General features: G+C 62.2%; 13 protein-coding genes. 8 read left to right on the top strand and 5 right to left on the bottom strand.

Features of this window, described 5'->3' with window-relative positions:
• Window positions 1-18: 18 nt before the first annotated feature.
• Window positions 19-693, bottom strand: coding sequence for a succinate dehydrogenase cytochrome b subunit (locus D0T11_RS14610; protein WP_119656540.1), 675 nt, complete (start codon window positions 691-693; stop codon window positions 19-21).
• 236 nt (window positions 694-929) lie between these two features.
• On the opposite strand from D0T11_RS14610, the gene D0T11_RS14605 reads away from it, so the two are divergent.
• The 3 genes from D0T11_RS14605 (at window position 930) to fabD (ending at window position 5,201) form a co-directional block, all read left to right on the top strand.
• Window positions 930-3,776, top strand: coding sequence for a T9SS type B sorting domain-containing protein (locus D0T11_RS14605; RefSeq protein WP_119656539.1), 2,847 nt, complete (start codon window positions 930-932; stop codon window positions 3,774-3,776).
• A gap of 82 nt (window positions 3,777-3,858) precedes the next feature.
• Entirely contained in the window at window positions 3,859-4,194 is a 336-nt protein-coding gene (locus tag D0T11_RS14600) for a hypothetical protein (RefSeq protein ID WP_119656538.1), read from the top strand.
• A 116-nt stretch (window positions 4,195-4,310) separates the two neighbouring features.
• Entirely contained in the window at window positions 4,311-5,201 is an 891-nt protein-coding gene (gene fabD, locus D0T11_RS14595; RefSeq protein WP_119656537.1) for an ACP S-malonyltransferase, read from the top strand.
• Between the two features lie 30 nt (window positions 5,202-5,231).
• Here the strand turns inward: fabD and folK are convergent, their stop codons facing one another.
• Both folK and D0T11_RS14585 read right to left on the bottom strand, forming a co-directional pair.
• Window positions 5,232-5,711 carry a 2-amino-4-hydroxy-6-hydroxymethyldihydropteridine diphosphokinase gene (gene folK, locus D0T11_RS14590; protein ID WP_182888422.1) on the bottom strand — a complete coding sequence of 160 codons (480 nt, stop codon included), beginning with the start codon at window positions 5,709-5,711 and terminating at the stop codon, window positions 5,232-5,234.
• Between the two features lie 102 nt (window positions 5,712-5,813).
• Window positions 5,814-6,692, bottom strand: a complete 879-nt coding sequence (locus D0T11_RS14585) for an alpha/beta hydrolase family protein (RefSeq protein ID WP_119656535.1) — start codon at window positions 6,690-6,692, stop codon at window positions 5,814-5,816.
• Between the two features lie 227 nt (window positions 6,693-6,919).
• Here D0T11_RS14585 and D0T11_RS14580 point away from each other — a divergent pair, with 227 nt between their 5' ends.
• The gene (locus tag D0T11_RS14580) at window positions 6,920-7,909 is read left to right on the top strand and encodes a polyprenyl synthetase family protein (RefSeq protein ID WP_119656534.1); all 990 of its coding nucleotides are present in this window, start codon (window positions 6,920-6,922) and stop codon (window positions 7,907-7,909) included.
• Window positions 7,910-8,040: 131 nt separating this feature from the next.
• Window positions 8,041-9,483: a hypothetical protein gene (locus tag D0T11_RS14575; RefSeq protein ID WP_147374670.1), complete on the top strand. Its 1,443-nt coding sequence runs from the start codon at window positions 8,041-8,043 to the stop codon at window positions 9,481-9,483.
• Between the two features lie 170 nt (window positions 9,484-9,653).
• Here D0T11_RS14575 and D0T11_RS14570 read toward each other — a convergent pair whose 3' ends face one another.
• Window positions 9,654-9,950 carry a hypothetical protein gene (locus D0T11_RS14570; protein WP_119656532.1) on the bottom strand — a complete coding sequence of 99 codons (297 nt, stop codon included), beginning with the start codon at window positions 9,948-9,950 and terminating at the stop codon, window positions 9,654-9,656.
• Window positions 9,951-10,142: 192 nt separating this feature from the next.
• Here D0T11_RS14570 and D0T11_RS14565 point away from each other — a divergent pair, with 192 nt between their 5' ends.
• Entirely contained in the window at window positions 10,143-10,700 is a 558-nt protein-coding gene (locus D0T11_RS14565) for a GNAT family N-acetyltransferase (RefSeq protein WP_119656531.1), read from the top strand.
• Window positions 10,701-10,819: 119 nt separating this feature from the next.
• Here the strand turns inward: D0T11_RS14565 and D0T11_RS14560 are convergent, their stop codons facing one another.
• Complete coding sequence (locus tag D0T11_RS14560; protein WP_119656530.1) at window positions 10,820-12,121, bottom strand: TlpA family protein disulfide reductase; 1,302 nt, start codon at window positions 12,119-12,121, stop codon at window positions 10,820-10,822.
• A 358-nt stretch (window positions 12,122-12,479) separates the two neighbouring features.
• On the opposite strand from D0T11_RS14560, the gene D0T11_RS14555 reads away from it, so the two are divergent.
• Together D0T11_RS14555 and D0T11_RS14550 are read left to right on the top strand one after the other, a co-directional pair.
• The gene (locus tag D0T11_RS14555; protein ID WP_119656529.1) at window positions 12,480-14,774 is read left to right on the top strand and encodes an aconitate hydratase; all 2,295 of its coding nucleotides are present in this window, start codon (window positions 12,480-12,482) and stop codon (window positions 14,772-14,774) included.
• 128 nt (window positions 14,775-14,902) lie between these two features.
• Entirely contained in the window at window positions 14,903-15,379 is a 477-nt protein-coding gene (locus tag D0T11_RS14550) for a hypothetical protein (protein WP_119656528.1), read from the top strand.
• Window positions 15,380-15,651: the final 272 nt, after the last annotated feature.

The raw sequence follows: 15,651 nt of genomic DNA, 5'->3' as shown, positions 1-15,651 counted from the left end.
CGGCGTCGAGTTTAGGACTTATTTGAAGAAATAGAAGTAGATCGGCATGGCGGCAAAAGCGGCGCACACGACAATCGAAAAGCCATAGCCGATAAACTTGACGGCCGGCGTGTATTTGCGGTGCACCAGGCCCAGCGTCTGGAAGGCGCTGCTGAAGCCGTGGAGCAAGTGGTAGAGCAGCGCGAACTGGGCTACCACGTACAGGGCCACATAGAGGGGGTTGCGGAAAGCATCCAGCACCAGCGCGTAAGCATCTTCGTTGCCGTTGGCATCGCGCGGTACGTCGGTAAAGCGCAGGGAGCCGAAGAAGTTGTAGAGGTGCACGATCAGGAAGAACAGCACGATAGAGCCCAGCATAGCCATGCTGCGGGAGTGCCAGGAGCTGTTCTGCTCAATGTGGTTGGACACGTAACCCTGGGCACCGCGGGCGGCCCGGTTCTTAATGGCCAGGCTCAGGCCCTCATAGATGTGGAATCCGAACCCGAGGACGAGCACAATTTCCAGGGTGCGGATAATGGGGTTGTGCCCCATGAACTCAGAGTAAGCATTGAAGGCCACCCCGTTGTCAGCCTTGAACAGCTGGAGGTTACCCACCAGGTGAACGACTAAGAAGGAGCACAGAAACAGGCCGGTGATGGCCATGATGATCTTGCGGCCGATACTGCTGGAAAAGGTTTTGGAAATCCAACTCATAGAGAGCTTCGAAAGGGAGGTGGGTGGGTCAGTTGTACCGGCCAAAGTTAGGCCCCAAGCCAGTAGGAAACAATCTGGATAACGGGTTTCACGCCGGAGTGAATCTATCGGAAGCCAACTCCGTTAGTACCTTGCGCTGCCTGATTAACCCGGAGTCCCGGATTTTGTTAGGTTCCCGGGAGGTTTTTGCGGACCTTCCTTCTCTCCGTTTTTCCGCCCGTTAAGCCGCTGACTGTATGCGTATCCCGTTACTTACCCGCCCGGTACGGCTTTGGCTGACTGGGCTCCTGTTATTGGTGCTTTGGTTGGGCAACTCCCCGGCCGCCCAGGCCACGCACCTGCGCGCCGGCGACATTCAGGCCAAAACGGATACCACGGCAGCCCGCAACCCCCGCCGCATCTTCTTTAAGCTGGTGCTCTACACCTCCGCTGAGCAGGGAGTGGCCGACGAGCCGGGCGTAACCATTTATTTCGGCGATAATACCTGCACCAAGGACAACGAGATACTCCGTTTCAGCAAGCAGCTGATTTCGCCGGACACGTACCGGAACGTGTACTATTTCGAGCATACCTATAATGCGGCGAATGTTTACAAGGTTATCTACCTGAGTAATAACCGGGTTGCCGGGGTGGTCAATATGTCCAACTCCGTTGGTACCCCTTTTGAAATATCCACTACCGTCACCATCGACCCTTTCCTGCAAAATACGTCGCCGGCCCTGCTGGCCCCGGCCATTGACAAGGCGGCCGTCCGGCAGGTGTTTCTGCATAATCCGGCCGCCTTCGACGCCGACGGCGACTCGCTGGTGTACGCCTTGCGCCCCAGCCAGCAGGCTCCCAAGCCTTCGGGTTGCGAGCCCGGCATAGTAGACGTAGCGGGCTTCCGGTATCCGGCCGACCCCTCGCTGGGGGGCAGCCCGGTGCAGGTAGCCTACGCCGGGCCGCCGGTGGGCCGGCCGGGAGAAGCCGCCATTTTTCAGCAAGACCCGCAAACGGGGCAAATTGTGTGGAATTCGCCGGCCGTAGCGGGGGTCTACAACATCGCCTTCTCGGTACGGGAATACCGCCGGGTTCCGGGTGGCAAAGCCCGGGTGATTGGCGAGGTAGTGCGCGACATGCAGATTATCGTCACCAATACCCTGAACCAACGGCCCATCCTCAAGGTGCCGCTCGACATCTGCGTGGTGGCGAATACGCCCGTACCAGGTGGAACAGTAACGGCTACCGACCCCGACGGCAACCCGGTGAAACTGGAAGCCTTCGGGGGCATGTTGCCCACGCCCGGCTCCTTCGTGCAGTCAAGCAAAGGCCCCCCCACGGCCCAGGGGTTGTTCAGATGGACGCCTACCTGCCTCGATATTCGCCAGGACCCTTATCAGGTACTGTTCAAAGCCACCGACGAGCCTAGCAACGGCCAGACGCCCCTTATTGATGAGCGCATCTGGCGGATTACGGTTATCGGGGCCGCCCCCCAAAACCTGCGCGCCACGTTACTGGGCAGCACTACCCGCCTCGACTGGGACAGCTACAGCTGTCAGAACCCCAATGCGCAGCTGCTGATTTTCCGGCGCGAAAACTCTTTCCCCTTCACGCCCGGACCCTGCGAAACGGGCCTGCCGGCCGCCGCCGGCTACACTCAGATTGGCAGCGTGAGTGCCGGAACCCGCACGTTCCTCGACGACAACAACGGCAAGGGCCTGGAGCGGGGCAAAACGTACTGCTACCGCATCTACGTGAAGTTTGCCGCGCCTGCCGGGGGCGAAAGCCTGGCTTCCAACGAAGCCTGCGTTGCCTTGACGGGGCGCTCAGCCCTGCTCACCAACGTAACGGTAGACCGCACGGAAACCGTTAACGGTCAGATTACCGTTCGCTGGACCAAGCCGACATCTTCGGTGGGCTTCCTCGCCCCCCTGGGCTACCGGTTGTTCCGGGCCAGCGGCCAGAGCCCCGCCGCCACCGACTTCGCGCAGGTATTCACCACCACGAACCTGAGTGATACCATCTTCGTGAACCAGGGCCTGAATACCACGGCCACGGCCTACACCTACCGCCTGGAGTTCTACCACACCCCCGTAAGCGGCTCGGCGGAGGTGGTGGAGAAATCTGGTCCGGCTTCCAGCGTGCGGGTAACCGCTACGCCCAATCCGCTGGCTGGGACTATTGGCGTAACCTGGACCTACAACGTGCCCTGGGACAATACCAGGAGTCCGGCTACCATTTACCGCCGGGAGCCGGGCGGGGCCTTCCGGCCGATTGCCAAAGTGACGGGCACAGCCACCGGCGGTACGTTTACCGATAACGGGGGCGGTACGCCGCTGCTGAAAAACCGCACGTACTGCTACTATATCAAAACCAAGGGCATCTATGCCAGTGGCGTGCCTGCCGATTCGCTTATCAACCTGAGCCAGGAGCAGTGTGCCAACCTCCAGCCCGTGCCCTGTACCCCCGTGCTCACGCTCAAGCCTACCAACTGCGATAGTCTGGCCAGCCGCCTTTTCGACCTGCCCACCACGCCGCAAACGGGGATGGTGTACACCAACTACCTGAGCTGGACGCTGAGCAACCAGCCCACGGCCGATTGCAGCCGCGATATTGTGCAGTACATCATCCTGAAAGGCACCTTGGCAGGCGAGCCGCTCAAGGAAATAGCCCGCGTACCCGGGACGCAGCTGTTTTACCAGGACGGTAATCTGCCGTCGGCTCAGGCGTGCTACGCAGTGCAGGCCGTGGACGTGAACGGGGCGTTGAGTGCCGTGAGCAATAGTGAGTGCAAGGACAACTGCCTGCTGTTTTTGCTGCCGAATATCTTCACGCCCAACGGAGACAGGTTCAACGAGACCTTCCGCCCCAAAGTGTTCAGCCCGATTGAGCGGACGGCCATAAAAATCTACAACCGCTGGGGCAAGAAGGTGTACGAGAGCGACAAGGACCCGCTCATCAACTGGACCGGGGGCAGTTCGGGTGAAGGCAACACCAATGGCCGGGTATCGGAAGGCATGTACTTCTACCAGGCCGAAGTGGAGTTCAAGGACGCCAACCACACCAAGCGCGTCTTCAAAGGCTGGGTGCAGATCAACCGCTAAGCAACGGCCGCGCGCGTTGGGTGCATACAAAGCCGGGCTGCCTACGTGGGCCGCCCGGCTTTTTTGCTTTTCTGCCTCGTCGATGAAACAGTTTTTTCCGGTAGTGCTGCTGCTGGCGGCCTGGGACACGCCCCCGGCCGATACTACCACTGCCACTACGGCCGCTGCTCCGGAGCCGGTGGCCCTGTCCGCGCCCGGCCCGGTTGAGGAGGCTCAGGCGAATCTGCTGGCCGCCCGGTATTTCCGCAGCCGGCCCGATTCGGCCGTTTATCTGCTCAGCACCCTGCGCGTGCTGGATGCTGGTCCAAGCTGGCAGGCCCAGGTGAAGCGCGCCGAGTGCGTGGGTATCCTGCCCGATAATTCGGCCGTTGCTATCAACAAGCAGACCGGAGCCGTCAGCCCGGTACGGGTGAAGTAGGGTGGCCGGCCGGCATTGTGCTTTCCGGCCGATTTGTGCAGCTTGCACCAGTAAATTTTCCTTCCCCACCTGGCGCGCTGCTTCACCCGGAGCTGCGCCGGGCTAATTCTGAACGCATGAAAGCAGTTGTTTTTCCCGGCCAGGGCAGCCAGTTCAGCGGCATGGGCCGCGACTTGTACGAGCAGTACCCGGCCGCCAAGCGCCTTATGGACCAGGCCAACGAAATTCTGGGCTTTTCCCTGACCGACATCATGTTTACGGGCTCCGACGCGGACCTGCGCCGCACCGATGTCACCCAGCCCGCCATCTTCCTGCACTCCGTGGCCCTGGCCGCCGTGCTGCCCGAGCTCCAGCCCGATATGGTGGCCGGGCACTCGTTGGGCGAGTTTTCGGCGCTGGTAGCCGCCAAAGTGCTACGCTTCGAGGACGCGCTGCAACTCGTGGCCCGGCGCGCGCAGGCCATGCAGGCCGCCTGCCAGGAGCAGCCCGGCACCATGGCCGCCATCCTGGCCCTCGACGATGATACCACTGCCCGCATCTGCCACGAAATCACGGCGGGCGGCGATGTGGTGGTACCGGCCAACTACAACTGCCCCGGCCAATTAGTGGTATCGGGCTCCCAGCGCGGCATTGAGCTGGCCTGCGAGCAGCTGAAAGCGGCCGGCGCCAAGCGCGCCCTGCCACTGCCGGTGGGCGGAGCCTTCCACTCGCCCCTGATGCAGTCGGCCGAAGCGGCCCTGGCCGAAGCCATTGCCCGCACGACCTTCTCGGCCGGTATCTGCCCGGTTTACCAGAACGTGGACGCTGCCCCGCACACCAACCCCGACGAAATCCGCGAAAACCTCGTGCGCCAGCTCACGGCCCCCGTCCGCTGGACCCAGAGCGTGCAGCGCATGGTGCAGGACGGCGCCACGGAGTTCATCGAGTGCGGCCCGGGCAAAGTGCTGCAAGGCCTGGTGAAGAAAATTGCCCCTGAGGTAACGGCCGGCTCGGCCACGGTAGCCTAGCAATTCCCGCCGAGGAACGCGGCGGGAAATTTATACGCGCCGTACCGCCAGCTCATCCGGGCACGCGGCCAGTAGCTGCGCCACGGTGCGGCCCAGGGCGGGGTGTGCCACGGCCGCCCCTATTTCGGCCAGGGGCAGCAGGGCGAACCGGCGCTCCGGCAGGCGTGGGTGCGGGATTTGCAGGCTGGGCGCATCCTGCACCAGGTCGCCGTAGAGCAGGATGTCCACGTCCAGGGTGCGGGCACCCCAGCGCACCAGCCGCTCCCGGCCCGCCCGCTGCTCCGTGGCCAGGCAGGCCGCCAGCAGCTGTTCCGGCGTCAGGCTGGTTTCAAGGGCTACAGCTTGATTCAGGAAAGCCGGCTGGTCTTCCAGCCCCCAGGCGGACGTTTCGTACAGGCCCGAAGTGGCCGTGACGACACCGGCCGTCTGGCTCAGATAGTCCACGGCGGCCCGCAGCGTGGCGGCCCGGTCGCCAAGGTTGGAGCCCAGCAGGAGGTAGGCAGTAGTCAAGTAAAAATAGAGAAGTGAAAACTGAAAATTCGTAGTCGTGAAGCGCATTGCCATACCCGTAAGGATGGATTTTGAGTTGACTGCGCCAATCAGGTCTCCTTTTTAGCGCTTCATTTTCACCTCAAAAAACGCCGCCGTGGCTTCGGCGGCCTGCCGGGTCTGGTCGGGCAGTTGCGCCGACGGCCAGGGGTGGGCGCCGCCGAAATTGTGGGTCACGCCGGGCAGCACCAGCAGCTCGGCGGCGGGCTGCCACTGCTGGAGCTGGTGGGCGCGGGCCAGGGGCACCGTTTCGTCCTGGTCGCCGTGGATGATGAGCAGGGGCCGGCCGCGCAGCTTACGGCGCAGGTTGTGCCGGATGTCGAGGCGCAAACGGTGCTGGTGGTAGTCTTCCACGATCTGAAAGTAGAGCGGCAGCTGCTGCTTGGTACGCGAGTTCTCCACGTGAAACACGCCCTGCTGCTGCCACTGCGTCATCAGCTCCTCGGTCCAGCCCGGGTTCACGTCGCTGATGGCGGCCCAGCTGGCCACGGCCTGCACGCGGGCATCCTCGGCCGTTTTGAGCAGCACCAGCCCGCCGCCCCGGCTGTGGCCGAGGAGGCCCAGGCGCGCCAGGTCCATTTCGGCGGCCGGAATGCCGGTCTGGCCGGGTGCGTGCAGGGCGTCGAGCAGCACCCCGATGTCGTCGAGCTCCAGACTGAAGTTGTTGCGGCCGAAGGCATCGAGGTCTTCCAGGTCGCCGGTGCCGCCCACCACCAACCCGTTGTGGGAGAGGTTGAGCTTCACGAATACGAACCCCCGCTGGGCAAACCAATCGGCCAGCAGGTTGAAGTGGCCCCAGTCTTTGAACCCTTTGAACCCGTGCACGAACACCACGACCGGCTTGGGCCGGCCATCGGCCACAAAGCGGGCATCGGCCGCGAACGGCCGGCGGTGGTGGGGGCTGGCGAGCAGAAAATCGACGGATGTAGGCTGAACGGGCATAGCGGCGAAGATACACGGTGGGACGATGAAACAAGGAACAACGTCAGCCCGAAAGGAACGGCATTCCGGGCGAAGCCGAGGCATCCCGCGAGCTGACCTTGTTATGCTGACCAGCCATCAGGATTGCCATTGCCCGCGAGATTCCTCGGCTCCGCCCGGAATGGCGTTCTGCTTCTTACCTACCTCACCGCCTTTTCCCGTATCATTGCACTGCCCAAAACACCCGCATGACCGTTACCCTGGATCAGATACAGGCGCCTATTGCCACCGACATGGCGGAATTCGAGAAGAAATTCCGGCAGTCGATGCAGTCCAAGCAGTTGCTGCTGGACAAGATCATGGGCTACATCGTGAAGCGCAAGGGCAAGCAGATCCGGCCGATGTTCGTGTTTTTCACGGCCAAAATCAGCGGTGCCCAGCCCGAAGGGCCGCTGCCGGAAGCCTCGTTCCGGGGCGCGGCCCTGATTGAGCTGCTGCACACGGCCACGCTGGTGCACGACGACGTGGTGGACGAATCGAACTACCGCCGGGGCTTCTTTTCCATCAATGCGCTCTGGAAAAACAAGATTGCCGTGCTCGTGGGCGACTACCTGCTCAGCAAGGGGCTGCTGCTTAGCCTGGAAAACGACGATTACGACCTGCTCAAAATTGTGAGCAATGCCGTGAAGGAGCTCAGCGAGGGCGAGCTGCTGCAAATTGAGAAGGCCCGCCGCCTCGATATTACTGAGGACGTGTACTTCGACATTATCCGCCAGAAAACGGCTTCCCTGATTGCCTCCTGCTGCGCCGTGGGTGCGTCGTCGGCCGGGGCAGACAAGCAAACGGTGGAGCGCGCCCGCCTGTTCGGGGAGAAAGTGGGCATGGCTTTTCAGATCAAAGACGACCTGTTCGACTTCGGCACGGCCGAAATCGGCAAGCCCGTGGGCATCGACATTAAGGAGAAGAAGATGACCCTGCCCCTGATCTACGCCCTCCAGCAGGCCGACTGGCTCACCAAGCGGCGCGTCATCTTCAACGTGAAAAACAACGACGGCCGCAAAGACCGGGTGCAGGCCGTCATCGAGTTCGTGAAGCAGTCGGGCGGGCTGGAGTATGCCATCCGGGTGATGGAGCGCTACCGCGACGAGGCCCTGGAAATCCTGCGTACCTTCCCCGCCTCCGCCTCCCGCACCTCGCTGGAGCAACTCATCAACTACACTATCGAGCGGGAAAAATAACCCCCTGCCCAGTAGCGGCCGGCCAGCAAAACCGCCGGTCAGGAGTCCAGGCACAGGGTTTCGGGCGGGGAGGCGGGTACTTCCGGGCTCGCATTGCCCACATTAGCCCAACTACCCACGTGAAAAAGAACATGAGTAGGAAGACGCGCTACCTGTTGCCGCTGCTCGTGCTGTTCGTGGTGCTCGACCTGGGTTACACGGGTTGGCAGAACTACCGCATGCCGCTGGAGTGGGATATGCCCACCATCGTGCTGCCGATTGCGGCGTGCCGGCCGGTGCTCTCCGATCCGTTTGGCTGGGCCGCCCTTACCCGCCACGAGGTGTCGATGGGGCCTAACCGGTTCTTTGCCCACATCAGCATGGTGGGCTACTTCAAATCGGTGCCGTTCTGGCTGCAAACGTTCCTGTCGCCGCTCGATAGTGTGTACGCTGCCTGCGGCCTGTTTAGTGCGCTGGTGCAGGCACTGCTGCTTTACGTGCTGGCCATGTACGCCAGCGGCTCGGGGCGGCCGGGGTGGCGGTTCTGGGTGCTGGCCGCGCTGCTGACCCCCCTGTTCCAGTCGGCCGGCTACAATGGCCAGATGGGCATCATCGACAACTCCATCACCTACACCTTCTTCTACGCCTATCCGCTGGCGCTGCTGGGGCTGTTTTACTGGCCCTTTTACCGGGCCGCCCGGCACGGCGAGCCCCTGCGGTTGCGCTGGTGGCAGTACGCCCTGCTGCTGGGGCTGGCCGTCGTGCTAAGCTTCAACGGGGCCATTATTCCGGGCGTAGTGGCCGTGCTCAACGCCGGTATCTGCCTCTGGTGGCTGGGGCGGCAGGCGGGGGCGTGGCGGCGCGGCGCGGCCATGGCGCGGGTGCCCTGGCCGGCATTCAGCTTGCTAGGGCTAATCGGGCTGCTGTGCCTGTATTCGCTGTATATCGGTCGGTTTGAGCTGGAGAGCGAGGCCGCGCTGGTGTCGGTGGCCGAGCGCTACCGGCTGCTGCCGGCGGGCCTGAACGAAACCTTGTTCCGGCGGCCGGCCCTGCCCATGCTGCTGGGGGCCACACTGCTAAACCTGCTGCTGGCGGGGCGGAGCCGCCCGGCTACTGCCCAGGACCGCTGGCTGCGAAAAGCCGCCCTGGGGCTGGGCATATTTGCGCTGGCTTACGTGCTGCTGCTGCCCCTGGGCGGCTACCGCCACTACCGGCCGCTCATCGTCCGTCACGATTCCATTATGCCCGTACTCCTGGGTCTGATGACGCTCTACGCCGCCACCACCTACCAGCTGGCCGGCCGGCTGCCGGGCCGCTCCCGCCGCTGGTACCTGGGCTGGACCGGGGCGCTGGCCCTGTTCTACACCCTTTCCGATAATGCCTGGACGTATGCCGACAACAGCTGTCAGCGGCAGGCCATTGAAACCCTGGCCCGCGCCACCGCGCCCATCGTGCGCCTCGAAGAAACCTGCCCCGTACTGGCCTGGAACGCCCTCACCGACTACCACGAAACCTACGCCCAGGCAGCCATGCTCCAGTATTGGGGCATCACAAAGGGCTTCCACCTCTACTACCAGCCCAACGCCGCCCAGTAGCCGCTAACAAGTGTAGCGCGCCCCTCGGACCCCTAAAAAAAACCGCCCAACCACGAAATGGCAGGGCGGGGCAAAAAGGATAAGCGAAGCGCACCAAAGCCGCCGAAACTGCCCGCTACGTCTGGTCCGGACTATTCACAAAATCCGCTAAAATCCGGGCTAATCCGTGATCAGGCTTGCACCTGGTAATGAACCTGCCCGGGCTGCACCTCCGATACCTCGAAGCGGACGCCTTTGGGGCTGCTGTTGATGGTGATTTCGTGGGTCATGTCGCAGCCGGGGCACTTGATTTCCTCGGTTTCATACTGGCCTTCGTCGGGTCCGTTGGCGAAGTGCTCGGCGGCGGGTACGCCAATCAGGTCGGTGAATACCTCGGTCTGGCACTGGTTGCACTCAAACTTGAGGCCTACCGTGCGCCCTTGCAGCTCATCGACGGGGGCGGGGGTGCTTTTTTGCTGAATCCACATAAGGAAGGGAAGGTTTGGTTGGGGGAGAAAGAACAGAGGCCGGAGCCGGATAGGAGGCCGCAGCCATACAGGCAATACGCGCAAACGCTGCGCCGGGGTTGTCTGCTGGAGTGCCCGCGTGGACCACAGGTGCCAGCGGGCTCACGAAAATACCGGCCGGGCAGCACCGGCTATTTTGCTATACTTGCCCCCATGACGGTTCCCTTATCCTTGCTCACCACGCCTGCCGGGCTGGTGCCGCAGCTCGAAACCCCGGATTTGCTGCTGCGTGCCCCCCTGGTAGCCGACCTGCCGGAGTTTACGGCCATTTCCAACGACCCCGTTTTTTACCGCTTCCTGGGTAATAAGCCCCAGAGCGAGGAAGAAGTGTGGCGGCGGATGCTGGGCCAGCTGGGCCACTGGACCCTGTTCGGGTACGGACCCTGGGCGATTGAGGAAAAGTCTACCGGCCTGTTCATCGGCACGGCGGGCTTCTTCGATTTCCAGCGCAACCTGACCCCCTCCCTCAAAGGAACCCTGGAAACCGGCTGGACGATTGCGCCACGCGTGCAGGGCCGCGGTTACGCCACCCAGGCTCTGCAAGCCGCCCTGGCCTGGATGGAGCCCCGCTTGCCCGCCGCCCGCCTCACCTGCATCATCGACCCCGATAACGTGGCCTCCCTGGCCATAGCCCGCAAATTCAACTTCCACGAATTTGCCCGCGCCACCTACCACCAGGAGCCTATTGTGCTACTGGAAAGGACCCGTTAGCTTGGTTGAACCGGTACAATAGAACGTCATTCCTCCGCTCGGAATGACGTTCTGTGTAAAAATGCAGAAGCCTGCTTCCATCTGGAAACAGGCTTCTGCTATTAGTGAGCGGCCGCTAATTACTCGGCCAGCAGTTGGTCGATGGTTTTGTTGAAATCGGCCTTTTCCTGCTCGTAGTATTTGCCGGTGCCGGGGCCTGAGAAGCCGGTATGAATCGTGCGCACTTCACCTTTTTTATCGAGAAAGATGGTGGTCGGGAAGGCCAGCACTTTCTGAATCTGGGGCAGGGTTTTGCCGGCCGCGTCCTTGTCGGCTACGCCGGCCAGGGCCAGGTCGTAGCCCACGTTCAGGCGCTGCTTCATTTTGGTGAGCTTGCGCTTGGCCGTCGCCTCATCGTCGGAGGCCCGCTCGTAGCCCAGGCCAATAATTTCGACGCCGCGCTGCTTGTTCTGCTCGTACCAGGGGGCCAGGAAATTGGTTTCGTCCATGCAGTTGGGGCACCAGGAGCCCAGCATTTGCACTACTACCACTTTGCCCTGGTACTTGGCGTCGGTGGGGGAGAGGGTGCCGCCCGCAATGCTGGGGAATTTAAAGTCGAGCTTCTTCTGGCCGGGTTTCATGCCGGTGAGGGCGTTGGCGTCGGGCAGTTTGGCGGTGGGGTCGAGGGTGGCCGTCCAGGTCTCGTGGCCGCTGAGGCCGGAGTAGAAGTCGCCGTTGATTAGCGTGATGGTGTCAGAATTAGTGTCACTCAGCTTATTGCCCGTGAATAAGAAGCCGTGACTACCATCAAAGGTGCTCAGCTTCATTGTATTGCCATCCACCTGCCCCGAAAGGTAGCGGTAGTCGCCGGTGCTGGTCAGAAACGTGCCCGTAATACCGGCCGGGGTTTGGGTGAATACGCCCACGGCCGGGTATGTTTTGCCTTCTTCATCTTTGAAGGTGACCTTCCAGGTGCCGTCAAAGGATAATGCTTTCTGGTCGGCCATCACGGGGAACAGCGGCTGTGCGCCTTTCTCCGCCGCAAACGGCACCCGGTAGGGCTTGCCGGCGTCGTACTTCACCCAGGCACCTTGCAGCTTATCGGTCCCATCAGCCCGCACGACCAGCGCCGCGTCGAACACGCCCAAGCGGATGGTGGTGGAGTCGCCGGCGGTGGTTATTTCATCGAGCTTCAGGCGCTCCTCGCCGTTGCGCAGGGTCACGGTGGGCGAGCCGCCGGCGGTGGCTACGTCGAAGAGGAAGGGGATTTCCTGGCCCTGGGTCGAGAGCACGCCCCGCCAGGTGCCGGCCGAGAGCCCGGACGCGGCAGCATCGGGAGCGGCTGTCGTTTCGGAAGTGGTGGAATTGGACTGACAGGCTACTGCGGCCAGCGCGAGTCCGGCCCCGGCAATGGCCTTGCGAAAAGAGAAGGCAACGGGCATAGTAGAAGGAAAGGGTGAGGTGATTCGGGGCTAAACTACGGCGCACCCCCGATAGTTTAGCCACAAGGGAGCCCGGCTCCGGCCCGGCACTGAGAAGATCGGGCGTGGCAGAAGCGCATGATTGGTGGGTGGGCCGCTGGTTATATGATTGATAATCGGTTGGTTCGGCGTGAGGCAATAACCTCATCCCGCGTTATTCGTTTGGTTTAGAAGGCGCGGCTGCGCCAGTCGGCCCGGTTGCGTTTTTAGGCGGTCGGGGGCGAGGGTCCGAAAAGTTTGGGCCGCGCCCCGCCGCCTAGCTATATTTGCACATCTGCCCCGGCAGACCCGTTCTCTCCACTTTTTCCAGTTTGAAATTATGGCATTCGATTTAGAAATGATCAAGGCCGTGTACGCCGGCATGGGTTCCCGCATTGAGGCGGCCCGTGCTACGGTCGGCCGTCCGCTCACCCTGACGGAAAAAATCCTGTACGCTCACCTGTACGGCGGCTCGGTTTCGCAGGCGTATGAGCGGGGCGTTTCCTACGTCGATTTCGCCCCCGACCGCGTGGCCATGCAGGATGCCACCGCCCAGATGGCCCTGCTCCAGTTCATGCAGGCCGGCAAAGTACAGGCCGCCGTGCCCAGCACCGTGCACTGCGACCACCTGATTCAGGCCAAAGAAGGCGCGGACCAGGATCTGGCCATTGCCAACAACGAAAACAAGGAAGTCTACGACTTCCTGGCCTCCGTTTCCAATAAATACGGCCTCGGCTTCTGGAAGCCCGGCGCCGGCATCATTCACCAGGTGGTGCTCGAAAATTATGCCTTCCCCGGCGGCATGATGATCGGCACCGACTCGCACACCCCCAACGCGGGCGGTTTGGGCATGATTGCCATTGGCGTGGGCGGGGCCGATGCCGTGGACGTGATGGCCGGCATGGCCTGGGAGCTGAAGTTCCCGAAAGTAATCGGCGTGAAGCTGACCGGTAAGCTCTCCGGTTGGGCTTCGGCCAAGGACGTGATTCTGAAAGTAGCCGGCATCCTGACCGTAAAAGGCGGTACCGGGGCCATCGTGGAGTACTTCGGCGAAGGCGCCAACAACCTCTCGGCTACCGGCAAAGGCACCATCTGCAACATGGGCGCGGAAATCGGGGCTACCACCTCGGTGTTCAGCTACGACGAGAAAATGGGCGACTACCTGCGTGGCACCGGCCGGGCTGAAGTAGCCGACTTGGCCGCCGGGGTGGCCGCTCACCTGCGCGCCGACGACGAGGTGTACGCCAACCCCGAAGCCTACTACGACCAGCTCATCGAAATCGACCTGAACACGCTGGAGCCCTACGTGAACGGCCCATTCACGCCGGACGCGGCCTGGCCGATTTCGGAGTTTGCCGCTGCCGTAAAGGAGCACAACTGGCCCGCTAAGCTGGAAGTGGGCCTCATCGGTTCCTGCACTAACTCCTCCTACGAGGACATTACCCGCGCCGCCAGCATTGCCAAGCAGGCCGCCGATAAGGGCCTGACCGTGCAGGCGGAATACACCGTAACGCCCGGCTCGGAGCTGGTGCGCTACACTGTGGAGCGCGACGGCCTGCTCGACACCTTCGCCCAGATGGGCGGCGTGGTGCTGGCCAACGCCTGCGGTCCGTGCATCGGGCAGTGGGCCCGTCACACCGACGACCCCAAGCGCCGCAACTCCATCATCACGAGCTTCAACCGCAACTTCGCCAAGCGCAACGACGGTAACCCCAACACCCACGCTTTCGTGGCTTCGCCCGAAATCGTGACAGCCTTCGCCATTGCCGGCGACCTGACCTTCAACCCCCTCACCGACACGCTGACCACCAAAGACGGCCAGCAGGTGAAGTTCGATGAGCCCCAGGGCATTGAGATGCCGCCCCGTGGTTTCGCCGTGGAAGATGCCGGCTTCCAGGCCCCCGCCGCCGATGGCTCGGGGGTGGAAGTGCTTGTGGACAAGAACTCGGATCGTCTCCAGCTGCTCGACCCGTTCAAAGCCTGGGAAGGCACCGACCTGCTGGGTCTGCGCCTGCTCATCAAGGCCAAGGGCAAGTGCACCACCGACCACATTTCGATGGCCGGTCCGTGGCTGAAATACCGCGGCCACCTCGACAACATCTCCAACAACATGCTCATTGGGGCCATTAATGCCTACAACGATGAGGTGAACACCGTGAAGGACCAGCTCACCTCGGGCACGCCCTACGGCACCGTGCCCCAGGTAGCCCGCAACTACAAGGGCCAGGGCATCGGCTCGGTGGTAGTAGGCGATGAGAACTACGGCGAAGGCAGCTCCCGCGAGCACGCCGCCATGGAGCCCCGCCACCTGGGCGTGCGCGCCGTGCTGGTGAAATCCTTCGCCCGGATTCACGAAACCAACCTCAAGAAGCAGGGCATGCTGGGGCTGACCTTCGCCAACAAGGCCGACTACGACCTGGTGGAGGAAAACGATACCATCGACATCCTCGGCCTGACGGACTTCCAGCCCGGCAAGCCTTTGCAGGTGCGCCTGCACCACGAGGACGGCGACACGGACCTCATCACGGTGAACCACACCTACAATGAGGGCCAGATTGAGTGGTTCAAAGCCGGCTCGGCCCTGAACCTGATCCGCCAGAAAGAAGCCGGCTCCGCTGAGCTGTCGGCCCGCTAGGTTTTCAGGTTCGCGCTGACCTCAGGAATGCCTCCCCGCAACGGGAGGCATTCTTTTTTGCCCCCTGCAACCATCCCGTACTGCGTCGGCTCCCCTATCTGATTGTCAAACTCCTAACTCCTGCCTGTATGCGTCAACTATCTACTTTATCGGGCGGACTGCTGCTGGCCCTGGGCCTGAGTGGCTGCGGTACCGACTGCGGCCTGGAGCCGGAGCCCTGCGAATCCCGGCAACTTACCATCAGCAGCCTGGAAGCCGAATACGGCTGCACCAACACCCGTTACCTGAATACGGAGCCAACGGGTGCCGCCCTCATTGTCCGTACCCAGGCCGAATTCGATCAGCGGGTCAGCGGGGCGTGTCATCCGCAGATTGATTTCACCAAATACGACCTGGTCGTTGGGCAGCAGCAGCAGTTGGGCGGGGCCGCCAGTTCCAGCGTAACCTATGACTACCAGCTTGCCTGCCCCGCCAACGAGCGGGTCCTGCGGGTGGTCCTGAAAATGGGCGTCACCAATGACCTGGGCTCCCGCAGCTACCACGCACTGGTGCCCAAGCTGGCCCCCACCGAAACGGTGCGCGTAATAGTGGAAGTGACGCAATAGACCACTTGCAAAAGCCAGCAAAAACGGCCGCCTTCCATCGGGGAAGGCGGCCGTTTTTGTTCCTGGAACCCGTCTGATTGGTGCGAAGTGGTAAATTAGCCCCGCTACTTTCCCCCTTTACTCCAGGGCAAACGCATGAAGCCGGGTGGGGGCTAGCTTTGGGTCATGAGCCACCCGATTCGCGACTACTTTCTGCAAGTTGAAGATTTCCGTCAAGCCGCCAAGTGCCGCTACCGACTGGCGGACATTCTGCTTATTGGCTTGTGCACCTA

This window comes from Hymenobacter rubripertinctus, from assembly GCF_003583925.1.
Lineage (GTDB): Bacteria > Bacteroidota > Bacteroidia > Cytophagales > Hymenobacteraceae > Hymenobacter > Hymenobacter rubripertinctus.
Note: the sequence above shows the minus strand (reverse complement) of the source record. Positions and strands in the feature narration are given on the sequence as shown.